General features: G+C 62.5%; 18 protein-coding genes, 1 tRNA gene and 1 pseudogene. 4 read left to right on the top strand and 16 right to left on the bottom strand.

What is annotated here, in order from left to right; genetic code table 11:
- Positions 1-32 precede the first annotated feature (32 nt).
- From FQ705_RS02495 to uvrC, 3 genes are all read right to left on the bottom strand, one after another.
- Positions 33-108: transfer RNA gene (locus tag FQ705_RS02495), tRNA-Gly, on the bottom strand.
- Positions 109-321: 213 nt separating this feature from the next.
- Positions 322-915 (bottom strand): CDP-diacylglycerol--glycerol-3-phosphate 3-phosphatidyltransferase, encoded by a 594-nt coding sequence (gene pgsA, locus FQ705_RS02490; RefSeq protein ID WP_144137877.1) that lies wholly within the window; start codon positions 913-915, stop codon positions 322-324.
- Positions 916-1,057: 142 nt separating this feature from the next.
- The gene (uvrC, locus tag FQ705_RS02485) at positions 1,058-3,298 is read right to left on the bottom strand and encodes an excinuclease ABC subunit UvrC (protein ID WP_144137876.1); all 2,241 of its coding nucleotides are present in this window, start codon (positions 3,296-3,298) and stop codon (positions 1,058-1,060) included.
- Positions 3,299-3,544: 246 nt separating this feature from the next.
- Here uvrC and earP point away from each other — a divergent pair, with 246 nt between their 5' ends.
- The 4 genes from earP to FQ705_RS02465 all read left to right on the top strand — a co-directional run bounded on the left by earP (position 3,545) and on the right by FQ705_RS02465 (position 7,624).
- Positions 3,545-4,738 carry an elongation factor P maturation arginine rhamnosyltransferase EarP gene (earP, locus tag FQ705_RS02480; protein WP_144137875.1) on the top strand — a complete coding sequence of 398 codons (1,194 nt, stop codon included), beginning with the start codon at positions 3,545-3,547 and terminating at the stop codon, positions 4,736-4,738.
- Positions 4,739-5,014: 276 nt separating this feature from the next.
- Positions 5,015-5,572 (top strand): elongation factor P, encoded by a 558-nt coding sequence (efp, locus tag FQ705_RS02475; RefSeq protein WP_144137874.1) that lies wholly within the window; start codon positions 5,015-5,017, stop codon positions 5,570-5,572.
- A 281-nt stretch (positions 5,573-5,853) separates the two neighbouring features.
- Positions 5,854-6,060 carry a CsbD family protein gene (locus tag FQ705_RS02470; RefSeq protein ID WP_062127806.1) on the top strand — a complete coding sequence of 69 codons (207 nt, stop codon included), beginning with the start codon at positions 5,854-5,856 and terminating at the stop codon, positions 6,058-6,060.
- A gap of 181 nt (positions 6,061-6,241) precedes the next feature.
- Positions 6,242-7,624, top strand: coding sequence for a sigma-54-dependent transcriptional regulator (locus tag FQ705_RS02465; protein ID WP_144137873.1), 1,383 nt, complete (start codon positions 6,242-6,244; stop codon positions 7,622-7,624).
- A gap of 103 nt (positions 7,625-7,727) precedes the next feature.
- On the opposite strand, the gene nagZ is transcribed toward FQ705_RS02465, so the two are convergent.
- From nagZ to rpoE, 13 genes and pseudogenes are all read right to left on the bottom strand, one after another.
- Positions 7,728-8,756, bottom strand: coding sequence for a beta-N-acetylhexosaminidase (nagZ, locus tag FQ705_RS02460; protein WP_144137872.1), 1,029 nt, complete (start codon positions 8,754-8,756; stop codon positions 7,728-7,730).
- Positions 8,757-8,973: 217 nt separating this feature from the next.
- Positions 8,974-9,411 (bottom strand): annotated as a pseudogene (gene acpS / locus FQ705_RS02450) (holo-ACP synthase); the annotation flags it as partial.
- 16 nt (positions 9,412-9,427) lie between these two features.
- Entirely contained in the window at positions 9,428-10,192 is a 765-nt protein-coding gene (gene pdxJ, locus FQ705_RS02445; protein WP_144137871.1) for a pyridoxine 5'-phosphate synthase, read from the bottom strand.
- Positions 10,189-11,136, bottom strand: coding sequence for a DNA repair protein RecO (gene recO, locus FQ705_RS02440; protein ID WP_144137870.1), 948 nt, complete (start codon positions 11,134-11,136; stop codon positions 10,189-10,191). Before recO ends, pdxJ begins: the two co-directional genes overlap by 4 nt.
- The gene (gene era / locus FQ705_RS02435) at positions 11,123-12,022 is read right to left on the bottom strand and encodes a GTPase Era (protein ID WP_144137869.1); all 900 of its coding nucleotides are present in this window, start codon (positions 12,020-12,022) and stop codon (positions 11,123-11,125) included. The genes recO and era overlap by 14 nt, the downstream gene beginning before the upstream one ends.
- A 54-nt stretch (positions 12,023-12,076) precedes the next feature.
- Positions 12,077-13,300, bottom strand: coding sequence for a ribonuclease III (gene rnc, locus FQ705_RS02430; RefSeq protein WP_144137868.1), 1,224 nt, complete (start codon positions 13,298-13,300; stop codon positions 12,077-12,079).
- A 175-nt stretch (positions 13,301-13,475) separates the two neighbouring features.
- Complete coding sequence (gene lepB / locus FQ705_RS02425) at positions 13,476-14,369, bottom strand: signal peptidase I (protein ID WP_144137867.1); 894 nt, start codon at positions 14,367-14,369, stop codon at positions 13,476-13,478.
- 18 nt (positions 14,370-14,387) lie between these two features.
- The gene (lepA, locus tag FQ705_RS02420) at positions 14,388-16,181 is read right to left on the bottom strand and encodes a translation elongation factor 4 (protein WP_144137866.1); all 1,794 of its coding nucleotides are present in this window, start codon (positions 16,179-16,181) and stop codon (positions 14,388-14,390) included.
- Positions 16,182-16,388: 207 nt separating this feature from the next.
- Positions 16,389-16,661, bottom strand: coding sequence for a glutaredoxin family protein (locus FQ705_RS02415; RefSeq protein ID WP_144137865.1), 273 nt, complete (start codon positions 16,659-16,661; stop codon positions 16,389-16,391).
- Positions 16,658-18,175 (bottom strand): DegQ family serine endoprotease, encoded by a 1,518-nt coding sequence (locus FQ705_RS02410; protein WP_144137864.1) that lies wholly within the window; start codon positions 18,173-18,175, stop codon positions 16,658-16,660. Before FQ705_RS02410 ends, FQ705_RS02415 begins: the two co-directional genes overlap by 4 nt.
- A gap of 35 nt (positions 18,176-18,210) precedes the next feature.
- Entirely contained in the window at positions 18,211-19,254 is a 1,044-nt protein-coding gene (locus FQ705_RS02405; RefSeq protein WP_144137863.1) for a MucB/RseB C-terminal domain-containing protein, read from the bottom strand.
- 4 nt (positions 19,255-19,258) lie between these two features.
- Positions 19,259-19,891 (bottom strand): sigma-E factor negative regulatory protein, encoded by a 633-nt coding sequence (locus FQ705_RS02400; protein WP_144137862.1) that lies wholly within the window; start codon positions 19,889-19,891, stop codon positions 19,259-19,261.
- A gap of 82 nt (positions 19,892-19,973) precedes the next feature.
- Positions 19,974-20,573: an RNA polymerase sigma factor RpoE gene (gene rpoE / locus FQ705_RS02395; RefSeq protein ID WP_006051939.1), complete on the bottom strand. Its 600-nt coding sequence runs from the start codon at positions 20,571-20,573 to the stop codon at positions 19,974-19,976.
- Positions 20,574-20,624 lie beyond the last annotated feature (51 nt).

The following is a 20,624-nucleotide window of genomic DNA, read 5'->3' as shown; positions in this document are numbered from 1 at the left end:
ACTTCGCCAAACAACGCGGTGCTTCAAAAATCTGGAGCGGGAGACGAGGCTCGAACTCGCGACCTCAACCTTGGCAAGGTTGCGCTCTACCAACTGAGCTACTCCCGCATTGTGCTGCTTTTGCTACTAACTTCTGCCTTGTTACTGCAACTGCTCTCTTACTGCCTCCGACGCTTAGAACTGCGTGCATCGGAGAAACGAGATTATGGAGAATCGACCGAAACGTGTCAACCCCTTTTGCGAATCTCTTTTACTGAACAGATTTCACTCATGAATCAACGATGTTGAAACACGCACGAGACGGCGCATCGCCCTGAACCATCAGGCCACGCCGCCCCGCTCGCGAATCTGTGGCCACGCGAGTTTCATGTAGTACAGCATCGACCAGATCGTCAGGAACGCGGCCAGATAAATCAGCCACAAGCCCCACACGCGCGTGTCGACTGTCACGCCGCCGCCGAACGGCAAGGGACCGTAGAACAGCAGCATCGGAATCGCCACCATCTGACAGACGGTCTTCAATTTGCCGAGCGAATTCACCGCCACGCTCTTCGACGCGCCGATCTGCGCCATCCATTCGCGCAGCGCCGAGATCGCGATTTCGCGGCCGACGATCACCAGCGCAATCGCCGAATCGATTCGCGCCAGTTGCACGAGCACCAGCAGGGCTGCAGTCACCATCAGCTTGTCCGCGACCGGATCGAGGAACGCACCGAATGCCGACGTCTGATTCCACTTGCGCGCCAGAAAACCGTCGAACCAGTCGGTCAGCGCCGCCAGCACGAAGATCGTCGCGGCCGCCACGTTACGGTGCATGGGGCTCATCATCATGTCGGGCAAATAGAACACACCGACGACGAGCGGAATCAGGACGATCCGCAGCCAGGTCAGGAAAATCGGGAAATTAAACGGCATGGGCAGGCGCAGCGTCTGGCAAGGGAGATGCAATTGTGCCGTGTCACAAGGCCTGCCACAAGCAAAGCGGCGCGCGGGGCTTGCCACACGCGCCGTCAAAGCCCTGCTTCAGCAGCCCGGCAGCGTCGCCGGACCGAGGCAGTCAGTGCAACTGCCGGTAAATCTGTTCGGCAAGCGCCTGCGAAATCCCTTCGACGCTCGCCAGATCCTCGACGCTCGCCGCCACCACGCCACGCAGCCCGCCGAAGCGCGCGAGCAGCCGTTGACGCCGTTTCGCCCCCACGCCTTCGAGTTCTTCGAGGCGCGAGGTCTGGCGCGTCTTGGCGCGCTTCGCCCGCATGCCGGTGATGGCAAAGCGGTGCGCTTCGTCGCGGATCTGCGCGACCAGCATCAGCGCGGCGCTTTCCTTGCCGAGCTCGAGCGGCGCGCGACCGTCGGCAAAAATCAGGGTTTCGAGACCGACCTTGCGCCCTTCGCCCTTGGCGACGCCGACCAGCATGCCGGTGTCGAGCCCCAACTCCGTGAACACCTGACGCGCGATTTCGACCTGCCCCTTGCCGCCGTCGATCAGCACGATGGTCGGCAAAATGCCGCCTGCCGCGCCCGGCTCGGCGGCATCGGGCGTGAGCGACGAAGCGGTTGCCGCGTCGCTTTGCAATTCGGCGGCTTCGTCGGCGGCGTTCGCGGCGGCTTGCGCGACCATCTTCTCGTAACGGCGCGTGAGCACCTGGCGCATCGCCGCATAATCGTCGCCGGGCGTGATGCCGGTGATGTTGTAGCGGCGATATTCCGACGACTGCATCTTGTGATGGTGATACACCACGCACGACGCCTGGGTCGCCTCGCCCATCGTATGGCTGATGTCGAAGCATTCGATACGCAGATGCGCGAGGTCGTCGCACTCCATGCCGAGCGTGTCGGTCAGCGCGCGCGTGCGGGCTTGCTGCGAACCTTGCTCGGAGAGCAGCCGCGCGAGCGCCAGCCGCGCGTTCTGTTCGGCCATCGTCAGCCACGCGCGGCGCTGGCCTTGCGGCTGACGCAGCACGGTCACCTTGTGGCCGGCTTGCTCGATCAGCACGTCGACCAGTTCGCGCGTGGAGGGCGCGTGGCTGACCACCAGCACCGGCGGCACACGATTGCCGAGGTAGTGTTGCGCGATGAACGCTTCGAGCACTTCGGACTCGATGCCGCCACGCGTCGCGCGGCCTTTGCGGGGCTTGGCGGATTCGGTTTCCGCTTCCGCTTCCGCTTCGCGGGCCTCTTGCGCGGGGGCCGCTTCGTCCGCGTCGTCCGCTTCGTCCGCTTCGTCCGCTTCGTCTTCGGACAGCATGTCTTGCGCAAATGCGAGCGCATCGGCGGCATCGAACGATCGGGTCGCGTCGCTCATGCTGACCCGCGTGGCCAAAGCCGACTTCGAAGCGCTATCGATCAGCGCATCGTCGCCATCGCCCTCTTCATCGCCGTCGACCTGCTCCAACCCGCCTTCATCGGCCGTCAACGCGCTTTCCACATGCGCCGGGAAATACGCCTTGTCACCGAGATGCCGGCCGCCGCGCACCATCGCGAGATTCACGCACACGCGCCCGCCCAGTGCGACCACCGCGAGAATATCGACGTCGCTGTCGCTGCCCACTTCGATGGCCTGCTGATGCAGTACCGTCGACAGCGAACTCATCTGATTGCGCACCGCCGCGGCCTGTTCGAACTTCAACTCGCCCGCGAAGGCGTGCATCTTGTCCTCGAGCTCCTTCATCACTTCGCCCTGCCGCCCGAGCAGGAATCGTGAAGCATTGGCGACGTCGCGTGCGTAGTCCTCCTGGTTGATCGCACCGACGCAAGGCGCCGTGCAGCGTCCGATCTGATGCAGCAGACAAGGCCGCGTCCGATTGTTGAACACCGAGTCTTCACAGGTACGCAACTGGAACACGCGCTGCAGGATCTGGATGCTCTCGCGCACTGCCCACGCACTCGGAAACGGACCGAAGTACTGATTCTTGCGATCCACCGAACCACGGTAATACGCCATGCGCGGAAACTGATGACCGGTCAGCTTGAGGTACGGATACGATTTGTCGTCGCGAAACAGGATGTTGTAACGCGGCGCGAGCGCCTTGATCAGATTGTTTTCGAGCAGCAGGGCTTCGGCCTCGGAACGCGTGACGGTCGTCTCGATGCGCGCAATGCGCGTCACCATCATGGCGATACGCGGCGACAGTTGCGTCTTCGTGAAATAGCTCGACACGCGCTTCTTGAGATCGCGCGCCTTGCCCACGTAAAGCACCGCGCCGTGCGTATCGTAATAACGATAGACGCCGGGCAAATGCGGCAATTGGACGAGCACTTTTTTCGGCTCGAAAACGTCGGTTGCTTCGGGTTCGGTCATGCAGAGTCAGTTGGGTGGGACAGCGTCTCGCAGCCTTGCTCGGCATGCCGCGCGCTGACATGCAGCGGACACGCGCAGCGCGAACGAGTGCTTTAGAATCGCCAGTTTAGAACATTCCGCGTGCGGTCGAACCCTGCTGGCTCGAATCGACCCGTGCAGCGACGGCGGCCGGTCGCGGCGCACGGATCGGCCGCGCCGTGCCGCCGCCAGACCGCACCCCTGTTCGACTCTGCGACCCAGGCTCTCATGTCCTCCGTTCCGCCTCTTCCCGAATCCACCTCCAGCGCGCCGGACCTGATCGCCTGCGATATCTTCTGCGCGGTGATCGACAACTTCGGCGACATCGGCGTGTGCTGGCGTCTGGCGCGCCAACTCGCAAGCGAGCACGGCTGGCAGGTGCGCGTGTTCGTCGACGATCTGCATGCATTCCAGCGCTTGTGCCCGTCGCTGGCACTGGATCTCGCCCGTCAGACAATCGCCGGGATCGTCGTCGAGCACTGGCACGAGCCGACCCATGCGGGCGATACGCTCGACGTGGCCGACGTCGTGATCGAAGCCTTCGCCTGCGAACTGCCGCCGGTGTACGTCGCGGCGATGGCGCAGCGCGAGCGCACGCCCGTGTGGCTCAACCTCGAATATCTGAGCGCCGAAGACTGGGTCGCGGATTTTCATCTGCGGCCGTCGCCCCACCCGCGCTATCCGCTCACCAAGACGTTCTTCTTCCCCGGACTCGGCCCGGGCACCGGCGGCGTGCTCAAGGAACAGCAACTCGACGCCGCCCGCGCGAGCTTCGAAGCCTCGCCGGCGGCGCGCGAAGCGTGGTGGCTCAACAGCATCGGCCACGCGCCGCCGCCCGCCACGGCCACCGTCGTCTCGCTGTTCGCGTATGAAAACCCCGCCGTCGACAGCCTTCTCCAGCAATGGTGCGACAGCGCCAGGCCGATCGTGCTGCTGGTGCCGGAAGGCCGCATTTCAGGCGCGATCGCACGCTTTTTCGGCTTGCCCGGATTCGCCGCCGGCGCCACGGCCGAGCGCGGCAGCCTGCGCGCCCACGCACTCGCCTTCACCGAGCAAGCCAACTACGACGCCTTGTTATGGGCAAGCGACATCAACTTCGTGCGCGGCGAAGACTCGTTCGTGCGCGCCCAGTGGGCCGCCCAACCCTTCGTCTGGCACATCTACCCGCAAGCCGACGACGCCCATCTGCCCAAGCTCGACGCCGCGCTCGCCCACTACACCCGCACACTGCCCGCCGACGCGCGCGACGCGTTCGGGCGCTTCTGGCACGCCTGGAACGGCGCGGGACAACCCGACTGGAGCGAATTCCAGCGCCATTACCCAGCGCTGAAGCGGCGCGCCGCCGAATGGGCCGACGAACTCGCGCAAGTCGGCGACCTCGCCGGAAATCTGGCCTTGTTCGCAAAAACTCAGTTAAAATAAGCGGTTATCCAACGGCCGACGACGCAAGCGCGGCCCGATCACAGCGGCGCAGCCTCGTATCGAAAGACGCGAGTGGCGCCCAACTCCCCTAGCTGATAGCGGCATCGTCAAAAAAGGGACGCAGATTGTCGATCGGCGCCACTCGTGGACACGCCCGCAGAGGGTAAAGAGCAGGTAACGGACAACAAGGGATTGCAGGGATTGCCCGGCGAAGCCGCTTGCGCCGTATGCCGTTGAGCACAAGTTGAAGCTACTAATTTCGTACAGGACTGTTTTATGAAGACCGCACAGGAACTCCGCACCGGCAACGTCGTGATGATCGGCGCAGACGCAATGGTCGTGCAAAAGGCCGAATACAACAAATCGGGCCGCAACTCCGCCGTCGTCAAGATGAAGTTCAAGAATCTGCTGACGGGCGCAGGCATGGAAAGCGTCTACAAGGCCGACGACAAGTTCGACGTCGTCGTGCTGGAACGCAAGGAAGTGACGTACTCGTACTTCGCTGACCCGATGTACGTGTTCATGGACGCCGACTACAACCAGTTCGAAGTCGAAGGCGAAATGATGGGCGACGCCCTTCACTACCTCGAAGACGGCATGGCTTGCGAAGTCGTGTTCTACAACGAGAAGGCCATCTCGGTCGAACTGCCGACCACGCTGGTCCGCGAAATCATCTACACGGAACCGGCTGTCAAGGGCGATACGTCGTCGGGCAAGGTGCTGAAGACCGCCAAGCTGACCACCGGTTTCGAACTGCAAGTGCCGCTTTTCTGCAGCATCGGCGACAAAATCGAAATCGACACGCGTACGCACGAGTACCGCAGCCGCGCGTAAGCGCCCTGCTCGCCTGAATCCGACGCCGTAACCACGGCGTTGCGAAAAGAATGGCAAAAAAAGCGCCCAAATTGGGCGCTTTTTCTTTTTTGTGCCGCCGTGTATGGTGGAGGAAATCTTTACCGGCAAGCTGCTAAAAATTGCCTGGACCGCGCCCCAAAATTCCCGTCTGGCGTCCGACAAACCATTGATAAGCTTAAGTAAATGTGTCTGGCACACTCCATGCTTCGTCTGGGTATAGGCCAGTTTGGCTTTATTTTCCTCAACCCGGGAGATGCGACATGAATAACGACATCGCGGAAGGCAAGTGGAAGCAGATGGTCGGGAAGGCCAAGACAGCGTGGGGCGAACTGACGGACGACGAACTGACGAAGGCCGAAGGACGCGCCGACAAACTGGCGGGACTGATCCAGGAACGTTACGGCAAGACGCGCGAACAGGCAGAACTCGAAGTACGCCGCTTTTTCGATAGCAACCGGGATTTCTGACAGCCCGAGTGAAGTAACTACCGGCGTCCGCGCGTCCAAATTGACGCGCCGGACGCCGTGAACCAAGCCAAGGACCGTAACTGACGTGAGTCGAATCGCTGACGCCCCGCTTCCCGGCGTCCCCTTGCCGGGTCTCACGCTCGCACCGGGCATTCCATCCATCTAAAAAATTGCGCTCGCCATGCCACACGCCCTGATAGTTGAAGACGATCCCAATAGCCTTTCAGGCCTGTCCGCCATCCTCGCTGCGGACGGTTTTTCCGTCGACACCGCAACCACGATCGCCGAGGCACGGGCGGCGCTGACGCGCTTCATTCCTGATGTCGTTCTGGTGGACCTGAATCTGCCCGATGGCAGCGGTCTCGATGTGCTGCAGCATCTGCCCGCGCATCCGCCCGGCGGCGCCTTGCCGGTCATCGTGATGACCGGCAACGCCACGGTGGAAAGCGCGATCGAAGGTCTGCGCCACGGCATCTGGGACTATCTGCTCAAGCCGGTCAACATCCCGCGCTTGCGCAGCCTGCTCGCGCGCATTCCGCGTCCGTACGAATTGACCGAAGAGGTTCAGACGCTGCGCGCCTCGCTGCGCCAACTCGGCCGTTTCGGTTCGATGCTCGGCCGCAGCGGCGCGATCCAGCACGCTTACGACACCATCGAGCACATCGCACCGACCGAAGCCGCTGTGCTGATTTCAGGTGAAGCCGGTACCGGCAAGCAGATTGCAGCACGCACCATGCACGACATGAGCCGGCGCCGCAAAGGCCCGTTCATCACGTTCGATTGCCGGACGGCGGCAAGCGTCAACGCACAGCGCTCGATCGACAGCCTGCTGTTCGGCCATGAACGCGGAGCCTTCAACGGCGCCGAGCAACGCGAGCCTGGCCTGTTCGAACAGGCCAGCGGCGGCACGCTGTTCATCGACGAAATCGCCGAGTTGCCGCGCGCGCAGCAGGAGGCGCTGCTACGTGCGCTCGATTCGCAAACCTTCATGCGGGTCGGCGGCACCAATCAGGTGGTGACGGACTTCCGTCTGATCGCTTCGACCCGCAAGGCACCGCGCGCGGCCGTCGCAGACGGCACTTTGAATGAGGAGCTGGCGTTACGTCTCGAAGCCGCGGCCGTTACGCTGCCGCCGCTGCGCGAGCGCGGCGAGGATCCGGCGCTGATCGCGCAAGCAGTGGTCGACGAACTGAATCATGAAGCAACCGCGCGCGGCACCGCGGAGACCGCGAAACAGATCGGGCCGAACTTCCTGCGCGAATGTCTCGCGTACGAGTGGCCGGGCAATGTGCGCGAATTGCAGGACCGCGTGCGGCGCGCCTATCACGCGTCGGGCGACGTGCTGGAATCGCTGCGTGCGGACGAAGCCGGTTCGGTGAACGGTCGCGATCTCAACGGAAGCCGCGTACAGGTGACCGTCGGTACGCCGCTCGCCGACGTCGAAGAGATGCTGATTCGTGCCACGCTCGACGCGGTCGGTGGCACGCGGCACCGGGCGGCTTCGCTGCTCGGTATCAGTCCGAAGACGCTCTACAACAAGCTGCAGCGAATGCGTTTGAACTGACTGTCGCGGCCGTTGCGGCCGGTCTGAACGTCAAACAGAAAGCGGCGCCTTGAGACTCAAGGCGCCGCTTTTTACTTCTAGCCGCACAATCCGCGACGGAAATTCAGGCGAATGCGCTACGCAAAAGTGCCTGCGCCTGCAGATACTGTGGCTGCGCCACCAGCTTGCTCCACTTGAGCGCTTTGCCGCGCGGCCGCATGCGCTCGATACGCTGCTGCGATTGCTTCGACGGCGTGAAGCGCAAGGCATCCAGCACCTTCTCCGCCTCGTCGGGCTGATTGCAGATCAACACCATATCGCAGCCGGCCTGCAATGCGGCGCTTGCGCCTTCCGTCAACGTGCCGCCTTGACGCGCGGCTTCCATCGAAAGATCGTCGCTGAAAATTGCGCCTTCGAAGCGCAGCTTGTTGCGCAGAATGTCTTGCAGCCAGACGCGCGAAAAACCCGCCGGCTTCGAATCCACCTTGGGATAGACCACGTGCGCCGGCAGCACCGATCCCAGCGACAGATCCAGCCAGTCATACGGCGCCACGTCGTCGCGCAGAATTTCTTCGAGCGAGCGTTCGTCGATCGGCATCGCGACGTGCGAGTCAGCCTGGGCAAACCCGTGCCCCGGGAAGTGCTTGCCGCAATTGCTCATGCCGGCGAGCGCGAGGCCGTGGTTGAGGCTCTTCGCCAGCAACGTCACCACGCGAGGATCGCGGTGGAACGAGCGATCGCCGATCACTTGCGACTGCCCGTAATTCAGATCGAGCACCGGTGTGAAGCTCATATCGATGCCGCAGGCGCGCAACTCGGCCGCGAGGATATAGCCGACCGCCGTCGTAACCTTGGTCGCGTGCAGCACGTCGCTATCCCACAGCGTGCCGAGCTTGCCCATCGCCGGCAGCACGGTGAAGCCGTCGGTCCGAAAGCGCTGCACGCGGCCGCCTTCGTGATCGACCGCAATCAGCAGATCGTCGCGAACCTTGCGGATCGAGTCGGTCAGCGCCATCAACTGCGCGCGGCTTTCGTAGTGGCGAGCAAACAGGATCACGCCGCCAGTCATGGGATGGGCAAGGCGGCGTCGGTCGTCGTCGTTCAGCGTTTTGCCGACCACGTCGAGCATCACCGGTCCGGGATTGGTTTTCATCGAATTCCGCTAGAAAAAGCTTGAGGCAAAGAGAGGCACGGCCGTCCACGGCCGCGTTCAGAATTTATTCGTCGGCAGCGGGTGCGTGCGGCGCGCTGGAAGTTGCTTGCGAGGCCGGTGCCTGGGTTTGGCCCTGTGCCTGGGCCGTTTGTGCCGGGGCCGTTTGTGCCGGGGCCGTTTGTGCCGGGGCCGTTTGTGCCGGGGCCGTTTGTGCCGGGGCCGTTTGTGCCGGGGCCGTTTGTGCCGGGGCCGTTTGCGTCTGCTCCGTTTCCGCGATCACGAATGACACCGCGTAATCGCGCTCGTCGCTGATGGTGACGCGTGCCGTGATGCCGCGTGCTTCGAGCCACTCGGCGAGTTCGCCGGAAGCAACCACCATCGGCTCGCCGCTCGGCTTGTTGAGCGTTTGTAGCGCGCGCCAGGTCATCGGCCAGCGCATGCCGAGACCGATCGCTTTCGAGAACGCTTCTTTCGCCGAGAACCGCGTGGCGAGAAACGCGAGGCCGCGCGCCGCCGATCTGGCGTGACGCGCGTGATAGACGCGCAGTTCGTCGGGGCCGAGCACCTTCTCGGCGAAGCGTCCGTTGGTGCGCGTCATGACCGCGGCCACGCGGCTTACCTGAACAATGTCGGTACCGATGCCGTAGATCGCCATGCGCGTCGTCGCCTGATTACGCGCGGGCGCCGAGACGCGCGGCGACCATGATCGCCTTCATCTCGCGCACTGCGTTGTCCCAGCCGGCGAAGATCGCGTGAGCGACGATCGCATGGCCGATATTCAGTTCGACGATGCCTTCGATCGCGGCAATCTGCTGCACGTTCGTGTAGTGCAAACCGTGCCCTGCGTTGACCTTGACGCCGAGCGTCGCGCCGAACTCGACCGCACGCACCACGCGCTCGAATTCGCGTTCCTGTTCGGCGGGATCGTGGGCTTCGGCGTAACGGCCGGTGTGCAGCTCGACCACCGGTGCGCCGGCTTCATGCGCCGCGCGAATCTGCGTTTCGTCGGGATCGATGAAGAGCGACACGCGCGAGTTTGCTTCGGCGAGCTGCTTGCATGCGGCACGCACCGCTTCGAACTGACCGGCCACATCAAGACCGCCTTCGGTCGTCAGTTCCTGACGCTTTTCCGGCACGAGACAGACGTCGTGCGGCTGCACTTCGCACGCGATATCGAGCATCTCCTGCGTGACCGCGCATTCGAGATTCATGCGCGTTTTCAGCAGTGGACGCAGTTTGCGCACGTCGGCGTCGACGATATGGCGGCGGTCTTCACGCAGATGCAGCGTGATCACGTCCGCGCCCGCCTCTTCGGCCATCAGCGCGGCGCGGATCGGGTCGGGATAGGACGTGCCGCGCGCATTGCGCAGCGTGGCGACGTGATCGATGTTCACGCCCAGGTCAATCACATTCGGCGACGTAAGAAAGAAGCTCATAAGTTCTGCAGGTCGATGAGGATCTGGCGCGTCGCGAGCGGCGTGCCGGCCAGGTAAGTGTTGAGCAGAAAGCGCATCAGCGTTTTGCTTTGCGCGACGGTCTGCGCTCGATGGTAATCGTCCTTTTCCATATCCAGCAAGGTCTGCCCGGCGACGACAGGCCACTGCGCGGGCAGATCGTCGGAGGCTTCGCGCACGCCGCGCTCCGGATCGAACACGTAGCGACCTTCGGGCTGCACCGCTTTGCGCGCGACGGTACGATCCAGCGCCATCGCATAGCCGGTCTCGCGCAGCAGCACGCGTTCGAACGAGCGCAGCACCTGCACGGCGGGTTCGTCGTGGGCGAGCCGCGTCATGGTGACGACGTAGTGATGGAACAACTGCGGATGCGGATCTTCGCGCGCGCAGAATTTGACCATCAGTTCGTTGACGTAGAAGCCGCAGAGCAGCGCGTCACCGGCCAGAGGCAGCATGCCGCCGACCCATTCCGCGCCGGTCAGCGTGCGTACTTCGGACTTGCCCGACCACGACAGCGCGAGCGGCTGGAAGGTCTGCAACACGCCACGCAGCGCCGAATGTGGACGCTTCGCGCCCTTCGCGACGAGCGCAAGCCGACCGTGATCGCGCGAGAGCACGTCGATGATCAGACTGGTCTCGCGATACGGATAACTATGGAGAACGAAAGCGGGTTGTTCCGCGATCCGGTATTCGGATGCGGAAGTGCGCGGCGCGCGGCGGGCCGGCGCTTTACGCGGCTCGCCCTCGGCGCCCTGCGCGCTTTTACTGGAGGATTTTTTGGTGCTGCGAGCGGGTTTGGCCGGCTCGCGTGCGGGCTCCGAATCAGGCGCGTCGAGAGGCTCAAGCGGCCTAACTGACTCGCCTGACTCCCGGCCGTGCGGATCAGCGTCGGAATTCAGCGTCATCCACGCGTCATTCGTACCCATACGCACGGAGTCCGGCTTCGTTGTCGGCCCAGCCACTCTTCACCTTGATGAAGGTTTCCAGATACACGGGGCCGTCGAACAGCTTTTCCATGTCCATACGCGCTTCGGTGCTGATCTGCTTTAGCTTGGCGCCCTTCTGGCCGATGATCATTGCCTTGTGCATGTCGCGGTCGACCATGATGGTCGCGAAAATGCGGCGCAGGCGGCCTTCGGTTTCGAACTTCTCGATCAGCACGGTGCTCGTGTACGGCAGTTCGTCGCCGGTCCAGCGGAACACTTTTTCACGCAGGATTTCTGCGGCGAGGAAGCGCTCGCTGCGGTCGGTCAGGTCGTCTTCGCCGTAGATCGGCGCGCCTTCCGGCAGGAACGGCTTGACGGTCGCCATCAGACGCGTGATGTCGTCGGGGCTCTTCGCCGACAGCGGCACGATCTCGGCAAACTGATGCAGCGCGCTCACCTGTTGCATGAACGGGAACAGCGAGTCCTTGTCCGTCACGCGATCGAGCTTGTTGGCGATCAGCAGGGTGGGCACCTTCGGCGGAATCAGGTCGAGCACTTTCTGGTCGTCCGGGCCGAAACGGCCGGCTTCGATCACGAACAGGATCGCATCCACCGAGGTCAGCGTGGAAGTGACCGCGCGATTGAGCGAGCGGTTCAGCGCGCCGCTGTGCTTGGTCTGGAAACCCGGCGTGTCGACGAAAATGTACTGCGCGTCTTCCAGCGTATGAATGCCGGTGATGCGATGGCGCGTGGTCTGCGCCTTGCGCGACGTAATGCTGACTTTCTGGCCGACCAGCGCGTTCATCAGCGTGGACTTGCCGACATTGGGGCGGCCGACGATCGCGACCATGCCGCAGCGAAAACCAGTGGGAGTGGGAGTGTTCATATTCGGGCTACGGCAAGTTCAGATCGGCGCGCGAAAATGGCGTGCCGACGGCAATCAATGGCCCGCGTCGGCGACGCGCGTTTGCACCGCGTCGGCTACGCCGGGTTCGTGTTCGGTGGCTGCGGGTGCGCTCGGCGCGGTCCCGGCGGGACCCGTCGCGGCGTCACGGCTGCGCGGTTTGTCGACGCTGCGCACGGTCGCGGGTTCGGCTTTGGTGTCGACGGGTTTGCTTGACGCGCTCTCGGTGGGCTTGTCCGTGTCGGCTTTGTCGGTGGATTTATCGCCGGAGTGAGGCTGTTGAGGTTTGTCCCCTCGGTCGGACTTCTCGGCGCGTTCACCCCGATCCTGGCCACTGTACTCGACATGCGCCGCCCGAATCACGGCTAGCGGCGCCGCCGCGACGCTCAGCACGGGACGCTCGGCGGCGCTGTCCGCTACCGGGGTGGCACGAGACTCTGCGCGCGCCGCTCCCCGCTCGCTCTTGCGATCCGGGCTGCGCAAATCCAATGCGGCCTGGACGCCGGTAACGCCGGGCACGATCTCCAATTCAGCATTCTTCGCGGCGCGCGCACCCTTCGAACGCTTGGGCTTGGCGACCACGGCGGGCGCTGCAGCCATCACTTCGTCGAGCGCTTTCTTGGCAGCGGCCTGCTCGGCCGCGCGACGGCTTGCGCCGGAACCGGAGACTTTGACATCCAGCTTCGGCACCGTACACTCAACTTCGAATTGCTGATTGTGCGCCGCACCATGAGTCGCAACCACGGTGTAAGTCGGCAGCGCGATCTTGTGACCCTGCAAATATTCCTGAAGCAGCGTCTTGGCGTCCTTGCCGAGTGTGCGCGGATCGATGTGATCGAGAATCGGCACGTAGAGGCGTTTGATGACCGTCTGGGCGGCGTCGAAGCCGCCGTCGAGGAACACCGCGCCCAGCACCGCTTCGAGCGTATCAGCGAGGATGGAGGGACGCCGGAAGCCGCCGCTGCGCAGTTCGCCCTCGCCCAGCCGCAGGCCCTCTGAGATATTCAGGGCCTGAGCGATTTCGTATAACGACTGCTGTTTGACCAGATTAGCCCGGACGCGCGACAGATCGCCCTCGTCCAGTTTGCTGAAACGTTGGAACAAGAGCGCAGCCACCGCGCAATTTAGAACGGAATCGCCGAGAAACTCGAGCCGTTCGTTATGCGTGGGACTGTGGCTGCGGTGCGTTAAAGCCTGGCGCAACAATTCCGCATTGCGAAATTCGTAGCGCAGACGGCTTTCCAACGGAGATAGGGGCATGGGCAGAGTATAACGCGGGCGCCTGACCGGGCGAAAACGCCGGAGCGCCAGCGGAAAAAGCGTGGTGTAGCGACGTTGCCGCTTGTTCTTAAAGTAGCGTGATAACACGCCGCGGGTGAAGTGACCGACGTGTGGGTCATTCGCGCGGCGTGTCGTGCGATCGAAGCAGATGGACTCAGTGGAACGAGCCGACGCGCTTCAGATTGCTGAAGTTCATCCAGATGAAAAACGCGCGGCCGACGACATTCTTGTCCGGCGCGAAACCCCAGTAACGGCTGTCCGCGCTGTTATCGCGGTTATCGCCCATCATGAAGTAATTGCCCGGCGGCACCTTGCAGATCACGCCGCGCGCGTTGTACGTGCAGTTGTCGCGATACGGATAATCTTCCGCGCCGACGATGAACGGCGGCACCGCCGGGTTATTCAGAATCGCGTTCTTGCGGCCGCCGAGATCTTCTTCGAACTGCTTCGCGTAACCCATGCGTTCGTCGTCGAGATAGTCGGGCAGCGCGGTTTCCGGCACGGGCTTGCCGTTGATCGTGAGCTGCTTGTCCTGATACGCGACGGTGTCGCCCGGCAGGCCGATCACGCGCTTGATGTAGTCGACCGATTCGTCTTTCGGGTAGCGGAACACCACCACGTCGCCGCGTTCGAGCGGACGGCCTTCGGTGATTTTCGTGTTGGTGATCGGCAGACGGATACCGTATTCAAATTTATTGACGAGGATGAAGTCGCCCACCAGTAACGTCGGCACCATCGAACCCGACGGAATCTTGAACGGCTCGACCACGAACGAGCGCACCATGAACACCACCAGGATCACCGGGAAAAAGCTCGCTGAATACTCGAGCCACCACGGCTGACGCAGCTTGTCGTCACGCAGACGGGCGCGCGTTTGCGCCGCGTTTTCGTCGGCGAATCGCTCGCCGACGCGAGCCTGCTGGCGGTCGAACTCAGCGACTGCGGCTTCCGCCGCGCGGCGCCGTTGCGGCAGGAAAACCAGTTTGTCTGCAACCCATGCGAGGCCCGTCAAAATGACGAGCACAAAAAGAATCAGCGCAAAATTCATAGAGTTCCGTTGTTCGTCTTATTTGTCTTCGACACGCAGGATGGCGAGGAAAGCTTCTTGCGGAATCTCGACCGAGCCCACTTGCTTCATTCGCTTCTTGCCTGCCTTTTGCTTTTCCAGCAGCTTCTTCTTACGGGAGATATCGCCGCCGTAGCATTTTGCCAGCACGTTCTTACGCAACGCTTTAATGTTCTCGCGCGCAATAATGTTCGCGCCGATGGTGGCCTGAATCGCCACGTCGTACATCTGGCGCGGAATCAGTTCGCGCATTTTCGACGCCACTTCGCGACCGCGATACTGACTTTGCGAACGGTGCACGATGACCGACAACGCATCGACCTTGTCGCCGTTGATCAGCATGTCCACCTTCACGACGTCGGCCGCGCGGTATTCCTTGAACTCGTAGTCCATCGACGCGTAACCACGCGAAATCGATTTCAGACGGTCGAAGAAATCGAGCACGACTTCGCCCATCGGGATTTCATACGTGAGCTGCACCTGACGGCCGTGGTACTGCATGTTGATCTGGTTGCCGCGCTTTTGCGTGCACAGCGTGATCACCGCGCCGACATAGTCTTGCGGCATGTACAGGTTCACAGTGACGATCGGCTCGCGCACTTCTTCGATCTTCGACGGCTCCGGCATCTTGGCCGGATTTTCGACCATGAGGATCGTGCCGTCGCGTTGCAGGACTTCGTATACCACGGTCGGCGCCGTGGTGATCAGGTCCATGTCGAACTCACGCTCGAGACGTTCCTGCACGATCTCCATGTGCAGCAGCCCCAGGAAGCCACAACGGAAACCGAAACCGAGCGCTTGCGACACTTCCGGCTCGTACTGCAGCGAAGCGTCGTTCAGCTTCAGCTTCTCGAGCGAGTCGCGCAGCGCGTCGTACTGGTTTGCCTCGACCGGATAGAGACCGGCGAACACCTGCGGCTTCACTTCCTTGAAGCCCGGCAGCGGCTCGGTAGCCGGACGGTTCACCAGCGTGACAGTGTCGCCCACCTTCGCGGCGGCCAATTCCTTGATGCCGGCGATGATGAAGCCCACCTGCCCCGCCGACAACGATTCGAGATTCTTCGACTTCGGCGTGAACACGCCGATATGCTCGACCGGGTACTGCGCGCCGGTGGCCATCATGCGGATTTTGTCTTTCGGGCGCAGCGTGCCGTTGACGATACGCACCAGCATCACGACGCCGACGTAGTTGTCGAACCACGAGTCGATGATCAGCGCCTGCAGCGGCGCTTCCGGATCGCCCTTGGGCGCCGGAACCTTGAGGATCAGCGCCTCGAGCACGTCTTCGACGCCGAGCCCTGTCTTCGCGCTGCAATGCGTCGCGTCGGTGGCGTCGATGCCGATCACGTCTTCGATTTCGGCGATCGCGTTTTCGGGGTTGGCAGCCGGCAGGTCGATCTTGTTGAGCACCGGAACCACGTCGACGCCGAGTTCGATCGCCGTGTAGCAGTTGGCGACCGTCTGCGCCTCGACGCCCTGGCTCGCGTCGACGACCAGCAGCGCGCCTTCGCAGGCGGACAGCGAGCGGCTGACTTCGTACGAGAAGTCGACGTGGCCCGGCGTGTCGATCATGTTCAGGTTGTAGATCTGCCCGTCACGGGCCTTGTACGTCAGTGCGGCCGTTTGCGCCTTGATGGTGATGCCGCGCTCGCGCTCGAGATCCATCGAGTCGAGCACCTGGGATTCCATCTCGCGGTCGGACAGGCCGCCGCAAATCTGGATGATGCGATCGGCGAGCGTCGACTTGCCATGGTCGATGTGCGCAATGATCGAGAAGTTACGAATATGATCCATTCAGTACCGATCAAGCGAAAAAGGCGCGCTCGGACAATAGCGGAGCACGCCTTGTAAGTAGGTGAAAAACCTATCTATTTTAGCCGAAAAGGCCATCGCCCGGCGCATCTTGCGAGGTCCGGGCGGAAAAGACGGTTCAGGAGAGACGTGAAACCTGGCGTGAACAACGCACGTTAGCGCCCTTTGTTCGCGGAATGCCTGACGAACTCAGGAGCCGGCGCTGGCACGCGCCACGCGTGCGGCCAGAGCGGCGCGAACTCGCGCGACGTCGAGGTGATAGTGACACAGCTCGACGCCGCCGCAGACCAGCACCGGCACGAGTTCGTTGTAACGGGCTTCCAGCAAGGGATCGCTGTCGACGTCGACAACTTCGAGTTGCGCACCGAATTCGGCCAGGAGCGGCTCGAGCGCGGTGCGCATGTCGTCGCAAAGGTGGCACCACACGCGCCCGTAGAGCGTGAGTGGCGCCGCCTGGGTCATTTCTGCGCGGCGCGCGGACGAATCGGCACGAACTGGGTGTTCTCGCCGCGGCGCACCAGCAGCGCGACCATCTTCGACGAATCGAGATGGGCGCACAGGTCGTCGAACTGCTTCGCGCTCGTAATATCCGTATCGCCTACCCGCAGGACGATGTCGCCCTTTTGGAGGCCGACGCGCGCTGCGGGACCGTCCGCGGCGTCGATCTGCACGCCGTTATGCAGTTTCAGCGCCTTGAGCTGATCCGACGGGATATCGCTGACGGCAAGACCCAGCACATTCGTGGCGCGCTGCTTCGGCGGCTGCGGCTTCTTCTGATCCGCCTTGGCCGCCTTGTCCGGCTGCATTTCGGCGATCGTGACCGGCAGATCGCGCGTCTGACCCTTGCGCCAGATCGTGATCGTCGCCTTGGTGCCCGGCTTCGTGTCGCCGACCATGCGCGGCAGATCCGTTGCCGTATCCACCGAGTGGCCGTTGAACTTCAGGATGATGTCGCCCGGCTGCACGCCGGCCTTGTCCGCAGGACCGCCCGGCTCGACGCTGCTGACCAGCGCGCCCTGTGCTTTCGGCAAACCCAGCGAATCGGCGACGTCTTTGGTCACCTCGCCTATCGCCACCGCGATCCGGCCGCGCACCACCTTGCCCGACGTCTTCAGCTGATCGGCTACGCGCATCGCCTCGTCGATCGGAATCGCGAACGAGATGCCCATGAAGCCGCCGGTACGGCTGTAGATCTGCGAGTTGATGCCGATCACTTCGCCCTGCATATTGATCAGCGGGCCGCCCGAATTGCCCGGATTGACGGCCACGTCGGTCTGAATGAACGGCAGATAGTCGCCTGTATCACGCCCCTTGGCGCTGACGATGCCCGCCGTCACCGTGTTCTCGAGACCGAACGGCGAACCGATCGCCACCACCCATTCGCCGACGCGAACCTTGTTCGAATCGCCGATCGTGATGGTGGGCAGATTGGCCGCGCTGATCTTCACGACCGCGACGTCGGTGCGATCGTCCACGCCAATCAGTTTTGCCTTGAATTCGCGCTTGTCGGTGAGCGTGACGTAAATGGTGTCCGCGTCGTCGACGACGTGCGCGTTGGTCATCACGTAGCCGTCGGCGGAAAGAATGAAGCCCGAGCCGACGCCGCTGTTCTGTTCGGGATCGCTGTTATCCGGCGCATCCTGGCTGCCGCCACTGCCGCCGTTGTCACCACCGTGCGGCGAACTCGGCGCACCTGGCGATTGCGGTGACTGCGGCAGCGGAATTCCGAAGAAGCGGCGGAAAAACTCGGACATGTCGCCGTCGTCCATCCCTGGCGGCAATCCTCCGCGGGTTCCACTGTTCGATACACGCGTGGTCGTGCGAATGTTGACGACCGCCGGGCCGACTTTATCGACCAGATCGGTGAAGTCAGGCAGATTGGCAGCCGGCGCCGCCGACGCCGTATGCGGCATGAGCGGTAAACACGCCAGCACCACTGCGGCCGCGAGGAATTTGCGCACCGAGAAAGTCGTCATATCGTTGCAAGCCGAGGGAGTCAGGATTCGAAGGGTTACTTCGGAGCTTTGTATTCTATGGCAGACGCAAATTGCTGTAATGTGCTCTGGGGCACTTCACCCAGCAGAGTAATCCAGAAGTCGCCACGTCGCTTGACCAGCACGTGCGTGGCGCCGCTGCTGCCCGCGCCTTCCTTGCGGGTATTGTTTTCAACCGGCTCGACGAATACCGAAATTGCCGCGAGGCCATCGGAGAAGACGGCCTGATCCACCGGAATGGTCGGCTGACCCGCATCGCGCGCGGCCATTGGGCGGCGCAGTTCGCGAATCATGCGAAAACCCGGCACCGTCGGCGTGATCTGCCAGCCTTGCGCAGCCATGTCGACCGGCTCGACCGGCGGACGCACCACTGTCCAGCCGGCAAGATTACGAATGCCGTTGGCAATGCCGGCCTTATCGGCCGGCACGCCAATGCGAATCTGGGAAAACGACAGTTGTTCGAGCACCTGACCGTTCGGGTCGAGCGTTTGCGCGCGCAGCAGCAGACCGGTTTTCTTATCGGCCCAAAGTTTGTAGGCGAAGCGATATGCGTCTTTCGGATCGAGTTCGATAACTTGACTGTCGACGCCCGCGACGCGGTCGTCGCCGAGCAACCTGGGTTCGTAGACGGACAGAACCTGGTCGCCGCTCACCGCCAGCAACGCCGGGAACGAATCTTTGTTCTGACGCTTCTCGACCACGCACAAATGCCGCTCCGGCACGAACGTGTAGAGCTCGTCGTTATGACGCAGCATTTTGCGCGGCTTGCCGTCGAGGCTCTCGAGTTGCTCGAATTCGCCGTCCGTACGGGTCGCGTAGTGTGCGATCCGCGACGTCTGCACGAAATTGCCGCGCTGATAGACGAACGCACCTTCGTAATTTTGCTGTTGCGCGGCCTGATGGATGCGATCGAGCAGATCCGCGGCCGTGCGACGGGCGACGAGTGGATCGTCGGTTTGTGCAAAGACCCGCGGTGTAGCGGACAACAATACGGCTGCGCAGAACAGAAATGCCGGCAGCCGCCCCCAGATAGTCGTTATATTCAACCGCGGAGTCTGCATCAAACTATTGGCCTTGCGTGGAAACGGCGGCAGCGCGAATCAGTGGCATCGAGCCCGGCATAACCGGTTGTTGCCCGAATTGCTGGTGAGCTTCCAGATACTGATCGAGACTGGCGTCACGAATGATGTTGGCGTCTTGCGCGACCGGCTGGATCGTTGCCGCCGGCACGGACGCCATGGCCACGCGCTGCAGCGAATCGCCATGCGACGAGATCGACGCGAGCTGCGCCGAGCCTGGGCCACCCGGCACGCCTTGCAGTTGCGGCACGACGATCCACGTAAGCGTGGCAGCGGCGGCGGCCACGGCAAAAGCCGGAACGACACGGCGACGCAACGCCAGCAAACGGCGCGCTACCGGCATGGCGGCGGGCGCCAGCACATGCGGCTCGCTGTCCAGACGTGCGGCGAAACCGCTCAGAAACGCGCTGCTCGCCGCCGGACTGACTGCCAGATCGTCGGAACGCATGGCGTCGCCGATCAGGTGATAGCTCGACCACGCGGCGCGATCTGCACCGCCCAGCTCGGAAATAAACTTGTCCAGATTCAGATGCTCTTCGCCGAACAGCTCACCGTCGACAAAAGCGGACAGACGCTCGCCGTGCGAGCTTGCTTGCGATTGCACCGAGACCGACCCCATGATGCTCCCCATCTTACAAATACCCCGTAGTGACACCACTAATCCAGATATTGCACCCGTGCCCCGTTCGGCCGGCCAGTGTTTACCAGCGTTTGCCTTCAGGTGTGTCAAGCAACGGACGCAATTTTGCCGCAATGGCTTCGCGAGCGCGGAAAATTCGTGATCTGACTGTGCCAATTGGGCAACCCATCATCTCAGCGATTTCCTCGTAGCTCAAACCCTCAATTTCACGAAGAGTAATGGCGGTGCGCAATTCTTCCGGTAAAACCGCCATCGCAGCATTGACCGTCTCAGCGATCTGCTTGCTCATCAACATCGACTCAGGCGTGTTGATATCCCTTAGTTGGTCCGCGTCCGAGAAAGTTTCAGCTTCTTCAGCATCTGCTTCGGTCGATGTCGGCGCGCGCCGCCCTTGGGTCGCAAGGTAATTCTTTGCCGTGTTGACCGCAATCCGGTACAACCACGTATAAAAGGCCGATTCTCCGCGAAATTGCGGCAATGCCCGGTACGCCTTGATAAAGGCATCCTGGGCGACGTCTTCCACCTCGGCGGGGTCTCGCACGAGACGCGAGATCAACCGGAGAATCTTGCGGTGGTATTTGGAGACCAGAAGCTCGAACGCGGCCTTGTCGCCCTTCTGGACGCGCTCGACCAGCACCTGATCAATTTCTTTTTCGCTCACCTGATAAATCCGTTAACTATAGGGCGCATGGCGGGGCACCATTGTAGCGTC

The sequence above is a fragment of the Paraburkholderia sp. BCC1884 genome (assembly GCF_900996225.1).
GTDB lineage: Bacteria > Pseudomonadota > Gammaproteobacteria > Burkholderiales > Burkholderiaceae > Paraburkholderia.
This window is presented reverse-complemented; position numbering and strand designations above follow the sequence as displayed.

What these genes read in the sequence shown, in the direction of transcription:
- pgsA (WP_144137877.1), bottom strand. Translation starts at nt 915, where the DNA reads ATGCCGTTTAATTTCCCGATTTTCCTGACCTGGCTGCGGATCGTCCTG.
- uvrC (WP_144137876.1), bottom strand. Translation starts at nt 3,298, where the DNA reads ATGACCGAACCCGAAGCAACCGACGTTTTCGAGCCGAAAAAAGTGCTC.
- earP (WP_144137875.1), top strand. Translation starts at nt 3,545, where the DNA reads ATGTCCTCCGTTCCGCCTCTTCCCGAATCCACCTCCAGCGCGCCGGAC.
- efp (WP_144137874.1), top strand. Translation starts at nt 5,015, where the DNA reads ATGAAGACCGCACAGGAACTCCGCACCGGCAACGTCGTGATGATCGGC.
- FQ705_RS02470 (WP_062127806.1), top strand. Translation starts at nt 5,854, where the DNA reads ATGAATAACGACATCGCGGAAGGCAAGTGGAAGCAGATGGTCGGGAAG.
- FQ705_RS02465 (WP_144137873.1), top strand. Translation starts at nt 6,242, where the DNA reads ATGCCACACGCCCTGATAGTTGAAGACGATCCCAATAGCCTTTCAGGC.
- nagZ (WP_144137872.1), bottom strand. Translation starts at nt 8,756, where the DNA reads ATGAAAACCAATCCCGGACCGGTGATGCTCGACGTGGTCGGCAAAACG.
- pdxJ (WP_144137871.1), bottom strand. Translation starts at nt 10,192, where the DNA reads ATGAGCTTCTTTCTTACGTCGCCGAATGTGATTGACCTGGGCGTGAAC.
- recO (WP_144137870.1), bottom strand. Translation starts at nt 11,136, where the DNA reads ATGGGTACGAATGACGCGTGGATGACGCTGAATTCCGACGCTGATCCG.
- era (WP_144137869.1), bottom strand. Translation starts at nt 12,022, where the DNA reads ATGAACACTCCCACTCCCACTGGTTTTCGCTGCGGCATGGTCGCGATC.
- rnc (WP_144137868.1), bottom strand. Translation starts at nt 13,300, where the DNA reads ATGCCCCTATCTCCGTTGGAAAGCCGTCTGCGCTACGAATTTCGCAAT.
- lepB (WP_144137867.1), bottom strand. Translation starts at nt 14,369, where the DNA reads ATGAATTTTGCGCTGATTCTTTTTGTGCTCGTCATTTTGACGGGCCTC.
- lepA (WP_144137866.1), bottom strand. Translation starts at nt 16,181, where the DNA reads ATGGATCATATTCGTAACTTCTCGATCATTGCGCACATCGACCATGGC.
- FQ705_RS02415 (WP_144137865.1), bottom strand. Translation starts at nt 16,661, where the DNA reads ATGACCCAGGCGGCGCCACTCACGCTCTACGGGCGCGTGTGGTGCCAC.
- FQ705_RS02410 (WP_144137864.1), bottom strand. Translation starts at nt 18,175, where the DNA reads ATGACGACTTTCTCGGTGCGCAAATTCCTCGCGGCCGCAGTGGTGCTG.
- FQ705_RS02405 (WP_144137863.1), bottom strand. Translation starts at nt 19,254, where the DNA reads ATGCAGACTCCGCGGTTGAATATAACGACTATCTGGGGGCGGCTGCCG.
- FQ705_RS02400 (WP_144137862.1), bottom strand. Translation starts at nt 19,891, where the DNA reads ATGGGGTCGGTCTCGGTGCAATCGCAAGCAAGCTCGCACGGCGAGCGT.